The organism is Roseococcus sp. YIM B11640, from assembly GCF_049727625.1.
GTDB lineage: Bacteria > Pseudomonadota > Alphaproteobacteria > Acetobacterales > Acetobacteraceae > Roseococcus.
The window spans coordinates 537,315-557,839 of sequence record NZ_JBBJOZ010000002.1; the positions used below are offsets into that span (position 1 = coordinate 537,315).

General features: G+C 70.6%; 17 protein-coding genes. 9 read left to right on the forward strand and 8 right to left on the reverse strand.

The window, feature by feature from the left end:
• Positions 1-3,342, reverse strand: a complete 3,342-nt coding sequence (locus WJM96_RS10010) for a DUF2126 domain-containing protein (protein WP_424812338.1) — start codon at positions 3,340-3,342, stop codon at positions 1-3.
• Between the two features lie 108 nt (positions 3,343-3,450).
• Here WJM96_RS10010 and WJM96_RS10015 point away from each other — a divergent pair, with 108 nt between their 5' ends.
• Positions 3,451-4,530, forward strand: coding sequence for an aminotransferase class V-fold PLP-dependent enzyme (locus WJM96_RS10015; protein ID WP_424812339.1), 1,080 nt, complete (start codon positions 3,451-3,453; stop codon positions 4,528-4,530).
• Here WJM96_RS10015 and WJM96_RS10020 read toward each other — a convergent pair.
• The 6 genes from WJM96_RS10020 to WJM96_RS10045 form a co-directional block, all read right to left on the reverse strand.
• Complete coding sequence (locus tag WJM96_RS10020) at positions 4,527-5,318, reverse strand: enoyl-CoA hydratase/isomerase family protein (protein ID WP_424812340.1); 792 nt, start codon at positions 5,316-5,318, stop codon at positions 4,527-4,529. The genes WJM96_RS10015 and WJM96_RS10020 overlap by 4 nt on opposite strands.
• A 122-nt stretch (positions 5,319-5,440) precedes the next feature.
• Entirely contained in the window at positions 5,441-6,298 is an 858-nt protein-coding gene (locus tag WJM96_RS10025) for a copper chaperone PCu(A)C (protein ID WP_424812341.1), read from the reverse strand.
• 13 nt (positions 6,299-6,311) lie between these two features.
• Positions 6,312-8,372 carry a TonB-dependent receptor family protein gene (locus WJM96_RS10030; protein ID WP_424812342.1) on the reverse strand — a complete coding sequence of 687 codons (2,061 nt, stop codon included), beginning with the start codon at positions 8,370-8,372 and terminating at the stop codon, positions 6,312-6,314.
• Between the two features lie 61 nt (positions 8,373-8,433).
• Complete coding sequence (locus WJM96_RS10035; RefSeq protein ID WP_424812343.1) at positions 8,434-8,811, reverse strand: hypothetical protein; 378 nt, start codon at positions 8,809-8,811, stop codon at positions 8,434-8,436.
• A gap of 93 nt (positions 8,812-8,904) precedes the next feature.
• Entirely contained in the window at positions 8,905-9,441 is a 537-nt protein-coding gene (gene thpR, locus WJM96_RS10040) for an RNA 2',3'-cyclic phosphodiesterase (RefSeq protein WP_424812344.1), read from the reverse strand.
• Positions 9,442-9,469: 28 nt separating this feature from the next.
• Positions 9,470-10,138 carry an arylesterase gene (locus tag WJM96_RS10045; RefSeq protein WP_424812345.1) on the reverse strand — a complete coding sequence of 223 codons (669 nt, stop codon included), beginning with the start codon at positions 10,136-10,138 and terminating at the stop codon, positions 9,470-9,472.
• On the opposite strand from WJM96_RS10045, the gene WJM96_RS10050 reads away from it, so the two are divergent.
• From WJM96_RS10050 to WJM96_RS10060, 3 genes are all read left to right on the forward strand, one after another.
• The gene (locus WJM96_RS10050) at positions 10,131-10,862 is read left to right on the forward strand and encodes an ABC transporter ATP-binding protein (protein ID WP_424812347.1); all 732 of its coding nucleotides are present in this window, start codon (positions 10,131-10,133) and stop codon (positions 10,860-10,862) included. The genes WJM96_RS10045 and WJM96_RS10050 overlap by 8 nt on opposite strands.
• Positions 10,859-13,357 (forward strand): ABC transporter permease, encoded by a 2,499-nt coding sequence (locus tag WJM96_RS10055; RefSeq protein ID WP_424812348.1) that lies wholly within the window; start codon positions 10,859-10,861, stop codon positions 13,355-13,357. The genes WJM96_RS10050 and WJM96_RS10055 overlap by 4 nt, the downstream gene beginning before the upstream one ends.
• Before the next feature lie 119 nt (positions 13,358-13,476).
• Positions 13,477-14,265, forward strand: a complete 789-nt coding sequence (locus tag WJM96_RS10060; protein WP_424812349.1) for a Bax inhibitor-1/YccA family protein — start codon at positions 13,477-13,479, stop codon at positions 14,263-14,265.
• Positions 14,266-14,340: 75 nt separating this feature from the next.
• Here the strand turns inward: WJM96_RS10060 and WJM96_RS10065 are convergent, their stop codons facing one another.
• On the reverse strand, positions 14,341-14,775 hold the full coding sequence (locus tag WJM96_RS10065) for a MerR family DNA-binding protein (protein WP_424812350.1): 435 nt from the start codon (positions 14,773-14,775) through the stop codon (positions 14,341-14,343).
• A gap of 252 nt (positions 14,776-15,027) precedes the next feature.
• Here WJM96_RS10065 and WJM96_RS10070 point away from each other — a divergent pair, with 252 nt between their 5' ends.
• From WJM96_RS10070 to WJM96_RS10090, 5 genes are all read left to right on the forward strand, one after another.
• On the forward strand, positions 15,028-16,104 hold the full coding sequence (locus tag WJM96_RS10070) for a trypsin-like peptidase domain-containing protein (protein ID WP_424812351.1): 1,077 nt from the start codon (positions 15,028-15,030) through the stop codon (positions 16,102-16,104).
• A 75-nt stretch (positions 16,105-16,179) separates the two neighbouring features.
• Positions 16,180-17,220, forward strand: a complete 1,041-nt coding sequence (locus tag WJM96_RS10075) for an alpha/beta hydrolase (protein WP_424812352.1) — start codon at positions 16,180-16,182, stop codon at positions 17,218-17,220.
• The gene (locus tag WJM96_RS10080) at positions 17,217-18,182 is read left to right on the forward strand and encodes a D-2-hydroxyacid dehydrogenase (RefSeq protein ID WP_424812353.1); all 966 of its coding nucleotides are present in this window, start codon (positions 17,217-17,219) and stop codon (positions 18,180-18,182) included. Before WJM96_RS10075 ends, WJM96_RS10080 begins: the two co-directional genes overlap by 4 nt.
• Before the next feature lie 61 nt (positions 18,183-18,243).
• A complete protein-coding gene (locus tag WJM96_RS10085; RefSeq protein ID WP_424812354.1) occupies positions 18,244-19,452 on the forward strand; it encodes a M20/M25/M40 family metallo-hydrolase in 1,209 nt (402 codons plus the stop codon).
• Between the two features lie 60 nt (positions 19,453-19,512).
• Positions 19,513-20,481, forward strand: coding sequence for a Bug family tripartite tricarboxylate transporter substrate binding protein (locus tag WJM96_RS10090; RefSeq protein ID WP_424812355.1), 969 nt, complete (start codon positions 19,513-19,515; stop codon positions 20,479-20,481).
• The last annotated feature ends 44 nt before the right edge of the window (positions 20,482-20,525 follow it).

Here is a 20,525-nt window from a genome sequence, read left to right on the forward strand (position 1 = left end):
TCAGCCGCGCGCCGTCCCCGCAAAGGCGCGCAGGTCGAGCGTGCACGGATGCTCCAGGCTGCGCTGCGGCTCGGCCAGAACGGTGGCGCCCGGCCGGTGGCCATAGGGGAAGAAGCGCGAGCGGCGGCGCGCCTCGGCGGAATTGGCGTTCACGGGGAAGCTCTCATAGGCCATGCCGCCCGGATGGACCACCTGATGGGTCATCCCGCCGATGGCGCGTCCCGTCCAGCGGTCGTGGATGTCGAGCACCAGCGGCCCCTGCGCCCGGACCGAGGGATGCAGCGCCGACGGCGGATCCCAGGCCTTAAAGCGGATGCCGGCCACGAACTCGCCCGCGCGGCCGGTGGGCTGAAGCGGCACGGCCACGCCGTTAGCGGCGAGCAGGTAGCGCTCCGGCACCCAGTTCGAGACCTTGGCCTGCACGCGCTCGGCGCTGCTGTCCACGTAGCGGACGGTGCCGCCGGCCGCCTGCTCCTCGCCGAGCACGTGCCAGGGCTCCAGCGCCTCGCGCAGCTCCAGCGTCATGCCCTCGGCTGCGATCTCGCCGATCTTGGGAAAGCGGAATTCAAGGTGCGGCGCGAACCATTCGCGCTGCAGCGGGAAGCCGAGCTGCCCGACCTCCTCCAGCGCGCCGTAGAAATCCTCCTCGGCATGGTGCGGCAGCATGAAGCGGTCATGCAGCGCGGTACCCCAGCGCACCAGCGAGCGCCGGTAGGGCACCCGCCAAAAGGCGGCGAGCGCCGAGCGCATGAGCAGCATCTGCGCGAGGCTCATCTCCGGATGCGGCGGCATCTCGAAGGCGCGGAATTCCACCAGGCCGAGGCGCCCGCTGGGCGAGTTCGGATCGTACATCTTGTCGATGCAGAACTCGGTCCGGTGCGTATTGCCCGTCATGTCCGCGAGGATGTTGCGGAACAGCCGGTCGGTCATCCAGGGGGGCGGATTTCCGCCCATGCGGTCGAGCTCGCCGAAGGCGATCTCGAGCTCGCGCAGCGCGTCCATGCGCGCCTCGTCCACGCGCGGATGCTGGCTGGTGGGACCGATGAAGAGCCCGCTGAAGAGGAAGCTCAGCGAAGGGTGGTTGTGCCAGAAGGAGACGAGGCTCCGCAGCAGGTCCGGCCGGCGGAGGAACGGGCTGTCCTCGGCGCGCGCCGCGCCCATGACGACATGGTTGCCGCCCCCGGTACCGACATGCTTGCCGTCCAGCATGAATTTCTCGGCCGAGAGGCCCGTCTGCCGCGCTTCCTCGTAGAGCTGCTCGGTACGTTCCACCATCTCGGGCCAGGATTGGGCGGGATGGATATTCACCTCGATCACGCCGGGGTCCGGCGTGACGGAGAAGTGGCGCAGGCGGGCATCGGAAGGCGGCAGATAGCCCTCGATGAACACCTTGTTGCCCGTCTCCTCCGCCGTCGCCTCCACGGCGGCGATAAGGGCGAGCCAATCCTCCGCGTCGTAGAGCGGCGGGAAGAAGACATGGATCAGCCCGTTGCGAGGCTCGACGCAAAGCGCTGTGCGGACCTGGGCAGGGTCGTCCATCCCCACCTCCGGCGCGGGCTGCGGCGTGGGCCGCTGGTCCGCGGGCAGCTCGCCTTCCAGCCCCTGATCGAGACGCAGCGAGGCGCGAATCTGGTCGAGCAAGGGCAGCGGCCGCTCAGGCGCGAAGGGGTCGACGGGGCTGTCCGCCTCCATCATCAACTCCTCCGGATCGATCCAGGGGAGCGAGCTGAGCGGCAGGCGCAGGCCCATAGGCGCATCGCCCGGGGTCAGGAACAGCGTGTCGTCACGGAAGAACCACCGCCCGGATTGCCAACGCCGCTCGCCGCCCTGAATCACGCGGCGCAGCGGCAGGACGGAGCCTGTCGGCGTCGCGAGGCCGCCGCGGAAGAGGCGCGCGAAGCGCGCGCGCTCCAGCTTGTCCCGAAGCTTGCTGTCCTCCGCGACCACGTTCGCCGGCAGCCGGCTCTCGCGCCAGAGGTAGTAGTGAATGTCCTCATGCGCCGGCCGCACGAGGTCGGGTGGGACCTGCAGCCTTTCGGCCAGCAGCTTCGCGAAATCCGCGGCCTCTCGCTGCGTCGCTCGGCCCGTATCGTCGTCCGAGGCCAGCAGCGTCGGGTTGCGCCACACGGGCTCGCCATCCACGCGCCAATGCGCCGAGAGCGCGAAGCGCGGCAACGGCTCTCCAGGATATTGCTTGCCCTGCCCCGTGTGGATCACGGCCCCCTTGGACCAGAGCGGGATCAGCCGCCGCAGCAGGCGGCCGGCATAGGCGCGCTTGGTGGGGCCGAGGGCATCCGTGTTCCATTCCGGCGCGTCGCGGTCGGTGGAGGCGACGAAGGTGGGTTCGCCACCCATGGTCAGGCGCATGCCGCCGGACTCGATGGCCTCATCCACCCGCATGCCCGCCGCGCGGATCGCGGCCCAGGTCTCGGGCGTGTAGGGCTTGGTGACGCGGGGCGTCTCGCGCAGGCGCGTCACCGACATCTCGAAGTCGAATTCCGTCTCGGCCTTCTCCACCAGCCCCGAGATGGGGGCGGCCGATTGTGGCTCCGGCGTCGCGGCCAGCGGGATATGCCCTTCGCCCGCCATGAGACCCGAGGTCGCGTCGAGCCCGACCCAGCCGGCGCCGGGCAGGTAGACCTCGGCCCAGGCGTGCAGGTCGGTGAAGTCGGCAGTGGGGCCTTCCGCCCCGCCATCCACCGGCTTCTGGTCGGCCACAAGCTGGATCAGGTATCCCGAGCAGAAACGCGCGGCGAAGCCGAGGTGGCGCAGCGTCTGCACCAGCAGCCAACCCGAATCGCGGCAGGAACCCCTGCCCTCGCCGAGCGTGCGCTCCGGCTCCCAGACGCCCGGTTCCATGCGCACGATGTAGGAGATACGCGACTGCACGAGCTGGTTGATGGAGACCAGCATGTCCACCATGCGCTGCTTGCCGCGCGGGATCTCGGCCAGCAGCGCCTTCAACAGAGGGCCCGCGGGCTCCAGCTTGCGGAAGGGAGCCAGCTCCTGGTCCAGCACGGGGTCGTAGGCGAAGGGATAGTGCTCGGCGTCGGGTTCGAGGAAGAAGTCGAACGGATTGATGGTCGCCATATCGGCGACGAGGTCCACCGTCACGTCGAAATGCGTGACGCGCTCGGGGAAGACGACCCGGGCCTGGAAATTGCCCTGCGGATCCTGTTGCCAGTTGATGAAGTGCGGCTGGGGCTCGATCTTCAACGAATAGGCCAGGATGGGCGTGCGCGCATGAGGGGCGGGCCTGAGCCGGATGGTCTGCGGGCCTAGCGTGACCGCGCGGTCGTAGGTGTAGCTGGTGCGATGCGTAAGGGCGACGTGGATCGACATGCGCGACCAGATTCCCGGACCAATGGCTTCCTCACCTTATAGGCAGCATTCCGGGCCCTGACACAGGCGGGATTGCCGTGAATGCGCGGAAAAGCCCATGCTCATGGCATGGATGCCCTTTTTGACAGCGACGACTTCCACATCGTGCCCGGCGTGGCGCATCTGTGTGCGGGCGGGAAGACGCCGGCGCTGCGACGCGCCGCGGATGCCGTCACGCGCTACCTGGCCGACAAGTCAGACGGCCCCGCGGGCGATGCCCGGCAGGAGGAAGAGATCCTGGCGCTGCGCCGCCGGATCGCCTCCGCATGGCGCTGCATGCAGGAGGATATCGGCCTCGTCTCCTCGGTGGCCGAGGGCGTCTCCATGCTCGCCGACAGCCTGGACTGGCGCGAGGGCGACGAGGTCGTCGTGCCCGACATCGAATACCCATCGCTGGCCGCGCCCTTCGCGCTGCGCCCGGGCGTGACGCTCCGCGTGGCCGAGGGCGTCGCGGGCATCGCCGCCGCCACCGGCCCGCGCACGCGCCTCATCGCCGTCAGCAGCACGAGCTTCCTGAATGCCGAGCGCGCGGACCTGCCGGCGCTGCGCGCGGTGGCGGACCGCCATGGGGCGCTGCTGGTGGTGGACCACACGCAGTCGGCGGGCTGGATGCCGATCGAGGCCGGGATCGCCGATTTCGCCTTCGCCGCGAGCTATAAATGGCTGCTCGGCATCTCCGGCATCGCCATCGCCTATTGGAACCGCGCGCGCCAGCCCGGCTGGGCGCCGCGCAGCGCGGGCTGGTACTCCATGGCCAGCCAGGCACGGCCGGATTGGCGCAACCCGGTCGGCCTCGTGCCCGACGCCATGCGCTTTTGCCGCGGCAATCCGAATCACGCGGGCGTCTATGTGCTGGGCGAGGCGCTCGACTACCTGGCGCAGCACCCGGGCATCGAGGCGCATGTCACCGGCCTCGCGGGCGAGCTGCGGCGCCGCTGCCTCGACGCGCAGCTTCCGGTCATGACGCCCGAGTTCCACGGCGCGAGCTGCTGCCTGCCGCATCCCGAGGCGGCGAAGGCCGTCAAAACGCTGGAGGCGAAGGGCGTGCTCACCTGGAACGGCCGCGGCCGCATCCGGGTGAGCTTCCATGGCTATAATGGCGAGGCCGATCTGGACCGCGCCTTCGACGAGCTGCGGGCGCTCTACTAGCGTCCCTTGAAGACGGGCGCCCGCTTCTCGCGGAAGGCGGCGAGGCCTTCCTTCACGTCCTCGCTGCGCTGGCTGGCCTGGGCACGGAACACCGCGCCCTCCGCGTCGAATTCCTGGCGCGCGATCTCGTTCAGGCTGCGCTTCACGCCCTGCACCGAGAGCGGCGCCAGCGAGGCGAGGCGGTTCGCGAGCGCATCCACCCGCGCATCCAGTTCGGCCGCGGGAACCATCTCCGTCAGGTAGCCGATCGCCAGCATCTCTGGCGCCAGGATCTTCTCGGCCGTGAGGAACAGCTTCTTGGCCGCGTTGAGGCCCAGGCGGCTCACATAGCGCAGCATGCCCGAGGGGTAGTAGTGGATGCCGATCCGCGCCGCCGGCATGAACATCTCGCAGGTATCGACGCCGATGCGGAAGTCGCAGCACAAGGCGAGGTCGGTCGAACCGCCATAGACGCCGCCGTTGAGCCGGCAGATCACCGGAACGCGCAGGTTCTCCAGCAGGTTCGTCATGGCCTCGAAGCTCGGCCCGTCCTGGCCGGTCACCTCGGCATCCGGACGGCTCGCGAGGTCGCCGAGGTGGTAGCCGGAGGAGAAGGACTTGCCCGTCCCCGTCAGCACCGCGACGCGGACATCCGGGTTGGCCTCGATCGCCTCGAAATGCGCCATCAGGGCCAGCAGGTCCGCGGGCTCGATGCGGTTGTGCACGGCCGGGCGGTTGAGGCGGATGGTCGCGCGCGCGCCCTCGAAGGTGAGAATGGGCGTCGTCGCCTCGGCCTGCATGCCGTCCATGGTCGGGGTTCCCTCTGTTCGCCGGCAGGATACGCGAAACGCCCGCCGGTGAAAGGCGACCCGCCCGGGAGCTCCCGATCGCGGCGGGAAGGCCGTCGGGCCGCCGAGGCGCGGGGGCCCAGCTAGTGCTGGTGCCCCTGCATCGGCCCGCGCGCGCCCGCCGCCTGGACCTGGAGCTGCACCGTCACTTCGCCCGCGCGGGCGAAGCGCAGGGTCACGGGGACGCTCTGCCCCGCTTCCAACCGCTGGGTCAGGCCCATGAGCATCATATGCAGGCCGCCCGGCGCCAGGCTCACGCTGCCGCCGGGGGGCACGGGGATATCCTCGACGGGCCGCATGCGCATCACGTCGCCCTCGCGCAGGCTGGTGTGCAGCTCGACGCGCTGCGCGGCCGGGGTGGTCGCGGAGACGAGGCGGTCCGGCTCGGTGCCCGTGTTCCGCAGCGTCATGAAGCCGGCGCCCTGCATCCCCTGCCCGGCCGCGCGGGTCCAGGGGGTCTCCACGCGGATGGGCCCCTGTGCGGCCGCGCCGGGCGCCTGGACCAAGCGCAGCAGCGGCGCGGGGGAGCGCGGCCGGGCCTCGCCCGGGGCCGCGACCTGCGTCCAGGCCGCCACCTGCTCGCCGCAGCGCTGGGTAACCGGGAAGGCGATGGGCCCTTCGGCCTCCGGCGCGCGGATCATCATCACGAACTCGTCATACCAGGCGTCGGGCAGCGGGCCGCCACGCCAGGCCACGGAGGCGCCGGGCTCGATGGCGATCTCCCAGCCGGGCTTGGGCATGGGGCGCGCGGTGGTCACGCCCTGGGGCAGCGCCACCTCGATGGCGGTGGTAGCCGCGCCCTGGCAGCCATGGCCCACGCGGAAGGCGAGGCGCGTGTAGCTCCCGGCCCGCGTCTCGGCGGGCTCGAGCGTGACATGGGCGACCGCGGGGGCCGCCGCCGGGAGGGCGGCGAGGAGAAGAGCGGCAAGAAGCGTCTTCATGACAGGGGCTCCTTCAGAAGCGGAAGCGCGCGCCGGCATAGGCGGAGCGTCCGAGGCCAGGTTCGAAGAGGGCCGCGTTCGGTGCGGCGACGGGCGTGACGGAGGCCGACGAGATATAGCGCTGGTCGGCCAGGTTGCGCGCCTCCAGGAAGACGCCGAGGCGCCCGTCCAGGAATTCGGCGCCCGCGCGCAGGCCGACGAGGAAGTAGGCGTCCGTGCGGGTGGTGTTGGCGTTGTCGACGTAGAAGCCCTCCGGCACGTAGTCGAGATTGGGCGCGACCCAGAAGCCGGAGGGATGGCGGTAGCGCGCCTCGGCCCGCAGCACATGGCGCGGCGCGCCAGGCAGCTGGTTGTCGCCATAGGTGGCGTCGCCGTCGAAGCGGAAGTCGCTGAAGGTGTAGACACCACGCAGGGTCACGCTGTCGCGCGGGTTGAACAGCGCCCGGGCGACCTCCGCGCTGGCGCCGAGCTCGATGCCCTGGTGGATCGTGCGGTCGGCATTGCGGGCGTAGCTGGTGCCGGAGACGGCGCCGACGAAGAGCTGGATCTCCTTGTCGATCCAGGAGCGGTAGGCCGAGGCCTCGAAGGTGATGCCGCCGGCCGTGCCGCGCGAGCCGATCTCGAGCGTCGTCGCGCGCTGCGGCTTGAGCAGCGAGAAGCCGCCCAGCGGCACCAGGGCCACGAGGTCGCTCATCGTCGGCGGCTCGGTGGACCAGCTGAGATTGCCGAAGGCCTGGACCTGGTCCGTCACCTGCCAGAGCAGGCCGGCGCGCGGATTGATCCAGTTCCAGCGCCCTTCGCCGCCCAGCGAGGCATTCAGGCGGTTGTCGCTGCGGCGCATGGCCTCGCCGCCCGCGACGCCCGTCACCACCGCGAGGCGCGGGAGGACATAGAGGCTGTTCTCGACATAGCCGTCGACCGTCTGCGCCGTGTCCCAGGAGGAATAGGTCTGCGCGCCCCGCACGCCGGAGAGGTTCACGAAGCGCCGGTTGTCGTTGGTGCCGTAGGCGTAGTTGAAGCCGGCGACGAGCCGGTTGCGCAGCCCCGCCACCTGCCCATCCGCGGTCACGCGGCCGAAGAGGTTGAAGTCGTTCGTCTGGTTGTCGAGGTACTGGAAGATCGGGTGGATCAGGTGCCGCGTCACCCAGCTTCCGCCGAACTCCACCAGCGCGCCGTCCAGCTGGATGGCGGTGCGCGAGCCCAGGCGGTAGCTCTCGATGTTCCGCTGATAGTTGAGGGCGAGATTGGCCGGATTGGCCATGCGTGGCGTCTGCAGCGCCTGGCTGCGGGTCAGCGCGCCCGGGATGTCCTGCTGGAGGGAGTTGTAGGCGAAGAAGAGCCGCGTCTCGGCATTGTCCGCGATGCGATAGCCGACGTTGAGGTTGAGCCGGTCGCTCCGCCCGCCGCTGTGGTCGCGCCAGCCGTCCTGGGTGAGCATCGTCGCGCTGCCCCAGCCGTCCCAGGGCCCCTTCACCATGCCGCCCGAGACCTGGCCGCGCAGGAAGCCGTTCGTCCCGCCCTCGATGCGGATGTTGCCACCCGGCGCGTCGTGGCCCGTGGGCGTCACGAAGTTGAGGGCGCCGCCCAGCGTGTTGGCGCCCAGCGCGAAGGCATTGCCGCCGCGCAGCACCTCGACGCGCTGGAAGGTGAGCGGATCCAGCTCCTGGAAATCGCCGCTGCCGTCGGCCTGATTGATGGGGATGCCGTCCTGCAACAGCCGGACGCCGCGCAGATGCGAGTTCCGGGCGAGGCCGGAGCCACGGATGGAGAGGCGCGTGTCCTCGCCCCATTTCGGCTGCGCGAAGACGCCGGGCGTATACTCCAGCATGTCGCGGATGCCGGTGGTGCCCGGGCGGTCGAGGAACCCGCTGGCCGGGACCATGCTGTTGGCGCCGGGCGTGGACCAGAGGCGCTGCTGCGCCTCGGCATTGCTCGGCACCGTCAGCGCGGAGGCGGGCGCGGTGACCTGCATCTCCGGCAGGTCGGTGGCCGAGGGGCCGGCGGTCTGGGCCCAGGCCGGGCCGGAGAAGGCGAAGAGGGGCGCGCAGAGAACGGCGCGGAGAGAGCGGGACATCGGGAGAGGCCTTGGCGAACGGAACAGGCACGGGCCGCGCGAGGCGGCTCCGTGGGCGGGTTCAGATCGCGAAGGCGGGCGGCGCTCTCGTGGCGTAGGGCGGCGCGCGGGCCGGCGGCAGCAGGCGCGCCTCGCCGGCGGCATGCCAGTTGGGCGAGGCCAGATGCCAGGCCGGGGCGGCGACGATGGGAGGCCCCGGAAGCTCGACGGCCGGCAGGGCATGGCAGGCCGGGCAGAAGCCGCCCTGCATCTGCGGCGCCTCGTCGGCCAGCGGATTGCCGTCCTGGTCGAGGTGGATGGTGCGGACGCCGTCGATCGAGCAGATCTCGATGGCCTCGCCATGGCTCATGCCACGCAGGCAATGCGCCATGGCCGCGCCGGACTGCAGGAGCAGCACGACGGCCATCAGGCGGATCAGCAGGGAACGGAACCTTGCCACGCCCCGCTTCTAGCGCGCCGGGAAGCGCCCGGGGAAGCCCGGCTCCGCATCGGCCGGCAACGCGCCCCGGCCGGTGGCCCTCACGGCGCGAGATCAGGCCGCCAGGGCGTACTCGACCTCGGGCGTGTAGACGGCCTGCTCCTTCCCGAGGCGCGAGGAGAAGAGCACGAAATGCTCCACCATCACGGGCTCGCTCCGGAAGAGGTTATGGGCCTGCAGAAACCCCGCGAGCTTGGCCAGCGGCGCGCCGTCGGTCCGGGCCAGTGTGACATGGGGCTGGAACTTGCGCCGCTCAGGCGGCAGGCCCGCCCGCTGCAGCGCCGTCTCGATCTTGGTCTGCAGATGCGCGAGGCCCGGCGTCCGCTCGGCCACCGCGTGGATGGACAGCACCTTGCCGCCCTTCTCGTAGGTCCCGATTCCGCCGAGCCGAAGCTCGAAGGGCTTGGCGCGGATTCCCGCCAGGGCGAGGTCGACCTCCTCGGCCATGTAGCCCGGAACCTCGCCGATGAAGCGCAGGGTCAGATGATAGTTGGAGGGTGGGATCCAGCGGACACCGGGGATACCCCCAGCCATGGCGGCCAGGCGGTCCTTCACATCCGCAGGAAGGTCCAGTGCGACGAAGAGACGCATGGGTCAGGCCTCCTTCCCGATTCGGGAGTTATCCTGCGGCCTGGGGCGGCACGCGGTCCAGAAGTTGTTCGGTGACAGGCAGGATGCGGCGCACCAGCTCGGCCACGCCGGCCTCGTTCGGGTGAATGCGATCAGGCTGGTTGAGTGCCGGTTCGGCGGCGATTCCGTCGAGGAAGAAGGGGTAGAACAAGATGTCGGGGCGTTTCGCCACGGCGTCCCGGTAGAGCTTCTCGAAGGCCGCGCCATAGTCGCGGCCCAGATTCGGCGGCGCCAGCATGCCTGCGAGCAGGACGGGAATCCGCCGAGCCTCGAGCCGGGAGAGAATGGATTCCAGAGCCTCGGCGGTGCGGGCGGGCGGCAGGCCGCGCAGCCCGTCATTGCCGCCCAGCGCCACGATGGCCGCCTGCGGCCGGTCGGCCAAGGCCCAGTCGAGCCGTGCCGCGCCGCCAGCCATGGTGTCGCCCGAGACGCCCGCATCCAGCACGCGGACCCGCCGGCCACTGGCATCCAGCGCGGCCTGGAGCTGTGGCACGAAGCCCCGTCCCCGAGGCAGGCCGTAGCCGGCAGTGAGAGAATCGCCCAAGGCGAGGAGCCGGATGGGCTCGCTCCGGGACGTCTGGGCCCAGGCAGGTGTCGCAAAAAGAAACAAAAGCTTTTGCAGCGCAGCGCGCCGCCCATATTCACCGCTGATGGACAAGCCAAACACCTCCGCCGGGCCGCTGATCGAGGCTCGCGACCTCACCTTCGAGGTGGGGTCCGGCGCTGGCCGGGTCAACATCCTTCGCGGGGTCAGCCTCACGATCGGCGAGGGCGAGGCGGTCGGCATCGTCGGCCCCTCGGGCTCCGGCAAGACCTCGCTGCTCATGCTTCTGGCGGGGCTGGAGCGCGCCAGTTCGGGCAGCCTGAGCGTGGCGGGGCGCGACCTGGCCGCCCTGGACGAGGACGCCCTGGCCCGCTTCCGGCGGGAGGAGGTGGGCATCGTCTTCCAGTCCTTCCACCTCGTCCCCACCATGACGGCGCTCGAGAACGTGGCGCTGCCCCTGGAATTCGCAGGTGACGAGCACGCCTTCACCCGGGCTGAAGCCGCGCTGAAGGCCGTGGGCCTCGGCCATCGCCTGACGCATTATCCCGGCCAGCTCTCGGGCGGCGAGCAGCAGCGCGTGGCCGTGGCCCGGGCCTTCGTGGCCCTGCCCCGCCTGATCCTGGCCGACGAGCCCACCGGCAACCTGGATCGCGCCACCGGCCTCGCGGTCATGGACCTGCTCTTCGACCTTCGCGAGAAATACGGCACCACCCTCATCCTTATTACGCATGACCCCGCGCTGGCCGCCCGCTGCGAGCGGCAGGTGCAGGTGCAGGATGGGCTGATCGCCGCCGATAGCGCCGCGGATGCCGCCCGCCAGGCGGAAGCGGCGGAATGAGGAACCTGCGCCTCGGCCTCACCCTGGCCCGGCGCGAGCTGCGCACGGGCACGCGGGGGCTGCGGATCGTGCTGGCCTGCCTCGCCCTAGGCGTGGCGGCCATCGCCGCAGTGGGTACGCTGCGCGCCGGGATCGGTGCCGGGCTGCAGGCCGATGGCGCCCGCATCCTGGGCGGCGACCTCGAGATCCGTGCCGGGAACCAGCCCGTGGAGCCGCCCGTGCTGGACTGGCTCGGCACGCGTGGCGCGACCGTCAGCCAGGTCGTGCTCATGCGCAGCATGCTCATCGCCCCGAATGGCGAGCGCATGCTGGTGGAGCTGAAGGCCGCCGATGACCGCTACCCCCTCTACGGGCGGCTGGGGCTCGAGCCTGCCGCGCCGATGCGGGGCCCCGTGGTTTTCCTCGACCCGAGCATCGCCGAGCGCCTGGGCGTCGAGACCGGCACACCGCTGCGCCTGGGCGAGGCCCAGCTCGATTTCGCCGCGCGCATCACGGAGGAGCCGGACCGCGTGGCCACGCCGACCATCTTCGGCCCGCGCGCCATCATCCCCCTCGACCAGCTGGCTTCAACGGCGCTGCTCCAGCCGGGCAGCCTCGTCACCTATGAATACCGCATCCGCCTGCCGGCCGGCGCCTCGGCGCGCGAGACGGCGCGGGAGCTCGCGGCCGCCTTCCCCTCGGCGTCCTGGCGTATCCGGCGGGCCGACCAAGCCGAGCCGGGGGTGAACCGCTTCCTGGACCGCGCGGCGTCCTTCCTCACTCTGGCGGGGCTCACCGCCCTTCTCGTGGGCGGCATCGGCGTCGCGACCGGCGTGCGGGCCTGGCTGGAGGCGCGGGCCACGACCATCGCCACCCTCCGCTGCATGGGCGCGCCCACCGGGGCGATCTTCGCGGCCTACCTGATCCAGGTCCTGGCGCTCTCGGCGCTGGGAATCGCCATCGGGCTCGTCCTGGGCTGGGGGCTGACGCTGATCGCGGCGCAGGCCCTGGGCGACGCGCTGCCCATCCCGCCGCGCATCGCCGTCTATCCAGCGCCCCTCGCCCAGGCCGCGCTCTACGGCCTGCTGACGGCGCTGGCCTTCGCGCTCTGGCCGCTGGGCCGCGCGGGCCGGATCCCGGGCGCCGCCCTGTTCCGCGACACCCTGGGCCGGGGCGGCTTCTGGCCGGGCTGGAAGGTCGCGCTCGCCAATGGCACGGCGGCGGTGGCGCTGGTCGCCCTCATCATCCTGACGGCCGAGCAGCCATGGTTCGGCCTCTATTTCTGCCTCGGCGCGCTGGCGGCCATGCTCCTGTTCCGCGGCGGCGCATGGCTGCTGATGGCCGGTGCCCGCCGGCTTTCCGGCATCCGGCGTCCCGCCTGGCGGCTTGGCCTCGCGAACCTGCACCGCCCGGGCAGCGCCACGCCGATCCTGCTGGTGGCGCTCGGCCTGGGCCTCACGACCTTGGCCACGATCGCGCAGATCGAGGGCAATCTGCGCCACGCCCTGGGCAGCGAGATGCCCGCCCAGGCGCCCAACTTCTTCTTCATCGATATCCAGCCCGACCAGGTGGAGCGTTTCGACGAGCTGGCCCGCGGCACGCCGGGGGTCGCCGAGGTCCGCCGGGTGCCCAGCCTTCGCGCCCGCGTCAGCGCCGTGAACGGCGTCCCGGCCGAGCAGGTCCAGGCCACACCCGAGACCGCCTGGGCGCTCCGCGGCGACCGCGGCCTCACCTATACAGGCGCCATGCCGGAGGGCACGCGGGTCGTGGCCGGGCGCTGGTGGGCGCCGGATTATGACGGCCCGCCGCTCGTCTCCTTCGACGCCAATATTGCCCGCGGCTGGGGAATCGGCCTGGGCGATACCATCACCGTGAACGTCCTGGGCCGCGACATTGACCTGACCATCGCCAATCTGCGGCAGGTGGAATGGCGCAGCCTGGGGATGAACTTCACGCTGATCGCCTCGCCGGGCCTGCTCTCCTCGGCGCCGCACACCCATATCGCGACGGTCCGGGGCGACGCCTCGGCGGATTCGCTGCTGCTTCGGCGGGTCACGGACGCGCTGCCCAATGTCTCGGGCATCCGTGTGCGTGAGGCGCTGGAGGCCGTGGGCGCCCTTCTCGGCCGCATCGGCGGCGCGCTGAGGGCCACCGGGTCGGTCACCCTGCTGGCCGGGGCGCTGGTCCTCGCCGGCGCGGTGGCGGCCGGCCAGCGCCGGAGGGTGCGGGAGGCGGTCCTCCTCAAGACGGTCGGTGCCACCCGGCCGCAGATCCTGCGGGCCTTCCTGGTGGAGTTCGGCGTACTCGGCATCGCGGCCGGGCTGCTGGCGGCGCTGGCCGGCACGGCGGCCGCCTGGGGCGTGGTGACCGGCGTCATGCGCCAGCCCTGGATCTTCCTGCCGGGCACGCTGGCGGTCACCGTCGCGGGCTGCATGCTGCTGGTCCTGGGCTTCGGCTATGCCGGAACGGCATTGGCGCTTCGGGCGCGGCCGGCACCATGGTTGCGTAACGAATAAGGCTCCCCGCAAGGTGGCGGGGCGCCCCGGAGTCTTCCGAATTCCGTTGAATCGGATTACAGAAACTCCATATAGTCGCCACACGGGCTCCTTCAGCCCAATCGGAGGGATACGACTTCATGGCTTTCCAACCTGAATCGCGGTGGACGCAGCCTACCCAAGGCTGGAGCCGCACTGCGGGCGTGGATGCCGTCCAGCTCGATGCCGGCCTGCGGAGCTACATGCTGCGCGTCTACAACTGGATGGCGTCGGGCCTGTTGCTGACCGGCATCGTCGCCTACCTGATCGCGCACAACCCGTCGGTGGCCGAGCTCTTCTACACGGTCGTCCGCACGCCGCGCGGCTACGCGACGGCGCCGACGATCCTCGGCTATGTCGCGATCTTCGCGCCGCTGGCCTTCGTGCTCGCGCTCTCCTTCGGCATCAACCGGATGAGCAAGACGACGGTCCAGGCGCTGTTCTGGGCATTCTGCGCGGTGATGGGCGCCAGCATGGCGAACATCTTCGTGATCTACACCTCGACCTCGATCGCCAGCACGTTCTTCGTCTGCGCGGCCATGTTCGCGGCGATGAGCCTGATCGGCTACACGACCAAGACCGACCTGACGAAGATGGGCAGCTTCATGATGATGGGCCTGATCGGCATCATCCTCGCGTCGCTGGTGAACATCTTCCTGCAGTCCCCGGCCGTGGCCTTCGTGGTCTCGATCCTCGGCGTGGTGATTTTCTGCGGCCTGACGGCCTATGACACGCAGCGGATCAAGAACGACTACATCGAGTACGCCTACGCCGCCGGCACGGAAGAGGCGGGCAAGCGCAGCGTGATGGACGCGCTGGGCCTCTACCTGAACTTCATCAACCTCTTCCAGTTCATGCTGCAGTTCATGGGCGTGCGTAACAACGACTGACGCCCTGGCGGCAGCCCCAAACGAAAGAGCCCCGGCGGATCGCTCCGCCGGGGCTTTTTTGCGTGACTGGGACGTCTACTGAACGCGCTCGCTGTGATGGCCCGCCGTCTCCCGGGCCGGGCGCTCATCCCCGCTGATGTGGTCGAGGATGGGGCAGTCGGGCCGCTCGTCCCCCTGGCAATGGCTGGCCAGATGCCGCAGCGAATCCGCCACGGCGCGGAGCGAGCGGGCCTTGTCGTCCAGCGCTTCGACATGCGCCAGGGCGATGCGGCGTACCTCGGCGCTCTGGCGGCCGTCGTCCTGCCACAGGCCCAGAAGCTGCTTCACCTCCGCCAGCGGAAAGGCGAGATCCCGCGCATGCCGGATGAAGCGCAGGATCGATACGCTGCGCGCATCGTAACTGCGGTAGTTGTTCTTCTGCCGCAGCGGCTTCACGAGGCCCAACGTCTCGTAATGGCGGATCATCTTGGCGCTCACGCCGCTGGCGGCTGCGGCCTCACTGATGTTCATGCCTGCACTCCTCTGCCTAAGGCACTAGACGGTTCCCGCACGCATCGCCGGAATCGTGACGGGGGCCGGGTAACCGCCCCTCGCCTGCCTGTGCGAGCGCTCTCCAGATGCCGCTTATGGCGGCTCCTCACCATGGGAACGCCGAAGCGCCTCTCAGGTTTGTCGGAAACGTGCCGACAGGGGCGGTGATTCCAAAAATAGTACATGGGGATGGGCCTTGTGCCCGCGCAACGCCTCGCGCACATCTCCGCCATGCGTTCCAGAGCCCCCGCCGCCTTTCTCGCCCTCGTCCTCGCGGCCGCCCCGGCCTGGGCGCAGAACGCGGCGGAACCGCAGCCTTTCCGGCTGGTGAACCGGACGGGGGCCGATGCCACCCAGCTCTACGCGGTGCGCAGCCCCCGCGGCGGAAGCGGCGATTGGGGCGGGAACCTCCTGCGGCCCGACCGGCCGCTGGCCGAGGGGGGCGGCTTCCGAGTGAACCCCCATGCCGATGCGGGCTGCCGCTTCGATCTGCGCCTCGTGCTGTCGGACGCGCGGGAGGTCGTGCTGCGCGACCAGGACATCTGCGCGAACCGCGAGATCGCGCTGGCCAACCCCCGCGCGCCCGCGCCGGGACAGGTGCGCCAGCCAGCCTCGGGCGACATGGCGCGGCCGGCCCCCGGCGCGCCGGTGGTCCAGCCCAATGCACAGGCCCGCGCGGCCTCGACCGGCACCGGCTTCCTGGTGGCCGACAATGTCGTGATGACGAACCATCATGTCGTGGACAATTGCAATCGGATCCTGTTGCGGACGCCGAGCGGCCACTGGCTCGCCGCCGTTCCGCCGGCCCGGATGGATGCGGCGCTCGATGTCGCCATCCTGAACGTGCCGGGCCTCGTCGGGCCGCCCCTGGCCTTCCGCACGGGCCCGGCCGTCCGCCGGGGCGAGGGCGTGATTGCCTATGGCTTCCCGCTGGCGGGGCTTCTCAGCTCCGACCCCAAGCTCACGCGCGGCGAGGTGAACGGGCTGCGCGGTCTCGGCGACAACCCGAACCAGTACCAGATCAGCGCCGAGGTTCAGCCCGGCAATTCCGGCGGGCCGCTGACCGACATGCAGGGCCATGTCGTGGGCGTCGTCGTCTCCAAGCTGAACGCCCAGGCGGTGAGCCGCCGGACCGGCGACATCGCGCAGAACGTGAACTTCGCGGTCCAGGGCCAGGCGGCGCTCGGCTTCCTCCGGCGGGCCGGAATCCAGGCCCGGACGGCGGAAAGCACCGGGCCGGACCGCAGCGCCCCCGATGTGGGCGAGCAGGTCCACCGGAGCACGCTGTTCATCCGCTGCGAGCGCTGAGGCCGGGCGCAACCCCTCCCCTCGCGGAGCGGACGCGCCCCGGCTAGTCTGCCGCCCATCGTCAGGGAGAACCCGATGCAACGCCGCATGCTGCTTGCCACCCCGGCCTTGGCCGCGCCCTTCGTCGCGACCGGGACGGCCCAGGCCCAGGCCCCGCGTATCGTCACCGAGGAGTTCATGGTTCCCGCCGGCGACGCGGGCATCGAGATCTTCGTCCGCAACAAGCGGCCGGAGAGCCTGACCAGCTTCTCCCCGGGCCGTACGATCATCATGGTCCATGGCGCGACCTACCCCGCCCACACGGCCTTCGACCTGCCGCTCGGCGGGCTGTCGTGGATGGACTACATCGCCGGCCGTGGCTTCGACGTCTGGTGCATGGACATCCGCGGCTATGGCCGCTCGACCCGTCCGCCCGAGATGGCCCAGCCGCCCGAAGCCAATCCGCCTCTGGTGCGGGGCGAAACGGCCGTGGCCGACATCGCCGCCGTCTCCGCCTTCGTGCGCGGCCGCCGGTCCATCCCGAAGTGCATCCATTTCGGCTATTCCTGGGGCACGCAGCTCATGGGCCGCTTCGCCGCCGACAATGCGTCGGTGGTGGAACGCCTGGTGCTCTACGCGCCGCTGTGGCTCCAGCAAGGAACATCGGCGGCCGATCCGGGCAGCCAGCTCGGCGCCTATCGCTTCGTGACGCAGGAGGCCGCGCGCGCCCGCCGCGGCGCGGGCGTGCCTGAGGCCGCGCGCGCCTCGCTCGTTCCGGCCGGCTGGTTCGAGCATTGGGCCGGCGTCACATGGGCCACCGACCCCGAGGGCCTGCGCCGCAGCCCGCCGGCGCTGCGCGCGCCCAACGGCAGCCTCGCCGACATCCGCGAATACTGGGGTTCGGGCCGTCCCTTCTACGACCCCGCCAAGATCACCGCCCCCACCCTGCTGGTGCTGGGCGAATGGGACCAGGACACGCCGCCCTACATGGCGCAGACCCTGTTCCCGCTTCTGACCGCCTCGCCCGGCAAGCGCCTCGTGCTGCTGGGCGAAGGCACGCACGGCATGTGGATGGAGCGCAATCGCGGCGCCCTGTTCCAGGCCGTCCAGGTGTTCCTCGAGGAGTCTGCCGCGTGAGTTTTCCCGACAAGCCGACCATCGGCTTCGCCCATGTCGTCTACCGCAACGGCGATCGCTTCGCCGAGCGCGGCAATCCGTACCCGAGCTTCGAGGCCCGCAGCCTCGAGGAGCTGGAGGCCCGCGTCGCGGATGCGGAGGTGCTGGTCATCAGCGGCATGTGGAAGAACTTCCTGCCGGAGAAGGCGCCCAAGCTGAAATACGTGCAGGCGCTCTCCTCCGGGACGGACCAGTTCGACCGGGAGGTGCTGAAGAAGCACGGCATCACGCTCTGCAATGCCGCCGGCGCCAACGCCGCCGCCGTCAGCGAGCATGCGGTCGGCCTCATGCTCGGCATGGTGCGGCGCCTCTTCGTGGCGCGCGACGATCAGGCCCGGAAGCATTGGTCGGGCATGAAGGGCGATTTCGAGATCCGCGAGGACGAGCTGGCGGGCAAGACCGCGATCGTCGTCGGCATGGGCAAGATCGGCGCGCGGCTGATCAAGCTGCTCAAGGCCTTCGAGATGACGGTGATCGGCGTGCGTGCCAACCCCGCCTCCGGCAAAGAAGGCGCGGACGAAGTCTACGCCACGGCCGACCTGCCGAAGATCCTGCCCCGCGCGGATTTCGTGGTGCTCGTCTGCCCGCTGACGCCGGAGACGACGAACCTGATCGACGCCAAGGCCTTCGCGCTCATGAAGCCCAGCGCCTATCTGGTGAACTGCGCCCGCGGCAAGGTCGTGGACGAGGAGGCGATGATCGAGGCGCTGAAGACGAAGCGCATCAAGGGCGCCGGCCTCGACGTGATGGCGACCGAGCCGCTGCCCGAGTCCTCGCCGCTCTGGACGCTGCCGAACGCCTTCCTCGCCCCGCATACGGGCGGTGAGACCTGCGCCTTCGAGAACAACGTGCTCGACATCATGATGGAGAATATCGAGCGCCTGAAGGCCGGCCGCACGGACCTCATCAACAAGATCGTCTGACGGGCGCGGGGCGCGGCACGGCGCCCCGCTCCATCTCCCTTCCCGACCCAGGTACGACCGAATGACCAGCGACCAGACCATTGCCGCCATACGCGCCGATGCGAGCTACCAGAAGGCCTGCGACACCATGCGCGCGGAGCACGACCGCACGGTGGCCGACATCATCACGCTCACCGAAATCCCCTCCCCGCCCTTCGGCGAGGAGAAGCGGGCGGCGGCCTATCTGGAGATGCTGCGCGCCCATGGGCTGGAAGAGGTCGGCCAGGATGAGGTCGGCAACGTCTTCGGCCTCAGGCGCGGCTTCGGCAATGGCGACGTCATCGTGGTCGCGGCGCATCTGGACACGGTCTTTCCCCCCGGTACCGATGTCCGCGTGCGGCGGGAGGGCACGAAGCTCTTCGCGCCCGGCGTGGGCGACGACACGCGCAGCCTGGCCGTGAACCTGGGCTTCCTGCGCGCGATGGACGCCGCCGGCATCCGCACGCGGCATGACATCCTCTTCGTCGGCGATGTCGGCGAGGAAGGCCTGGGTGACCTGCGCGGCATCCGCCACCTCTTCGCCAAGCACCCGCTGCGCGAGCGCATCCGCGGCTTCTTCACGGTGGACAGCCCCGAGGTGGACCGCATCGTCACCGGCGGCATCGGCTCGCGCCGCTACCGCGTGGCTTTCCGCGGCCCCGGCGGGCACAGCTTCGCCGCCTTCGGCCTGGTGAACCCGATGTACGCCATGGCCGATGCCGCGCGCGCGCTGGCCGCCATCGAGGTCCCGCGCGACCCGGTGACCACGCATTGCGTGAGCGTGGTCGGCGGCGGCACCTCCATCAACGCGATCCCCGAGGTCGTGACCATGGAAGTCGACCTGCGCTCCGCCTCCGAGGCCGAGCTCGCCAGGCTCGACCGCGCCTTCCTGGCCGGCGTGGACGCCGCCGTCGCCGCCGAGAACAAGGCGCGCGAAGGCACCATCACGGCGGAACTGACCCGCGTGGGCGACCGCCCCGCCGGCCACACCGCCAATGGCTCGCCCATCGCGCGGCTCGCCGCCGCGGCCGTCGCGGCGGAGGGCTACACCCCTTCCTTCGAATGGTCCTCGACCGACGCCAATATCCCGATGAGCCTCGGCATCCCCGCGCTGCGCATCGGCTCCGGCGGTGCCGGCGGGCGCGCGCATTCGCTGGAGGAATGGATCGACGTGGAGATCGAATCCTCGCTGCGCGGCATGCGCGCGAGCCTCGCGACCATCCTTGCCGTCGCGGAGATGGAGTTGGGCTGACGCATAGCGGGGCGAAGGCCGCATCAAGCCGGCCCGCCCCTTCAGGGAAGGAATTGGAAGATGCAACGTCGCGCCTTGATCGCGGGCCTCGCGGCCCCTGCCCTCGCCCGGAGCGCGCTTGCTCAGGGCGAGTGGCGGCCGAACCGGCCGATCAACATCATCGTGCCCTTCGCCGCGGGCTCCGGCACCGATGCGGTCACGCGCGTGCTGGCGCAGATGCTCTCCACCGAGCTCGGCGGCGCGCCCATCACGGTGGACAATCGCGCGGGCGCGAACGGCACCATCGCGGCGACGGCGGTGATGCGAAGCGCGCCGGACGGCCACACGCTCTTCGTCACGACGAACACGACGCATGCCGCCAATCCCTGGCTGCTGAAGCGGATGGAATACGACCCGGTCGGCGACTTCACGCCGATCAGCAAGCTCGGCAACTACATCTTCTGGCTGACCATCAATGCCGAGGTCCCGGCGCGGAACCTGCAGGAGTTCCTGGCGCTGGCGCGCGCGCGGCCCGGCAGCATCAGCTACGCCAGCGGCAACGGAACCGGCATCGTGGCAGGGGCCACCATCGCGCGCCTCGCGGGCGTCGAGATGCTGCATGTCCCTTACCGCTCCACGCCGCCCGCCATCACGGATGTGATCGCGGGCCGCGTCTCGAGCATCGTGATCGACCTGACGCCCTCGCTCGGCCATGTGCGAGAGGGGCGGCTGCGTCCGCTCGGCATCACGAACGCCACGCGGTCGGCCCTCGTGCCGGATGCGCCGACGCTCTCCGAACAGGGGCTGACGGGCTTCGACCTGCTGAGCTTCGCCGCCTTCTTCGGTCCGGCGCGCCTGCCTGCCGAGGTGACGGCCACCCTGGCCGCGGCAATGCAGCGCATCGGCGCCAAGCCCGAGTATCGCAGCCGGATGGCCGAGATGGGCTTCGACGGCGGCACCTCCTCGCCGGCCGAACTTGGCGCCTTCGTCGTGCAGCAGATCTCCGCCTGGGGCGAGATGATCCGCGGCGCGGGCATCGAGCCGGAATAGATGGCACGCCGGCGCCACCGGAGCCGTTGGGGGCGCCGGATCTT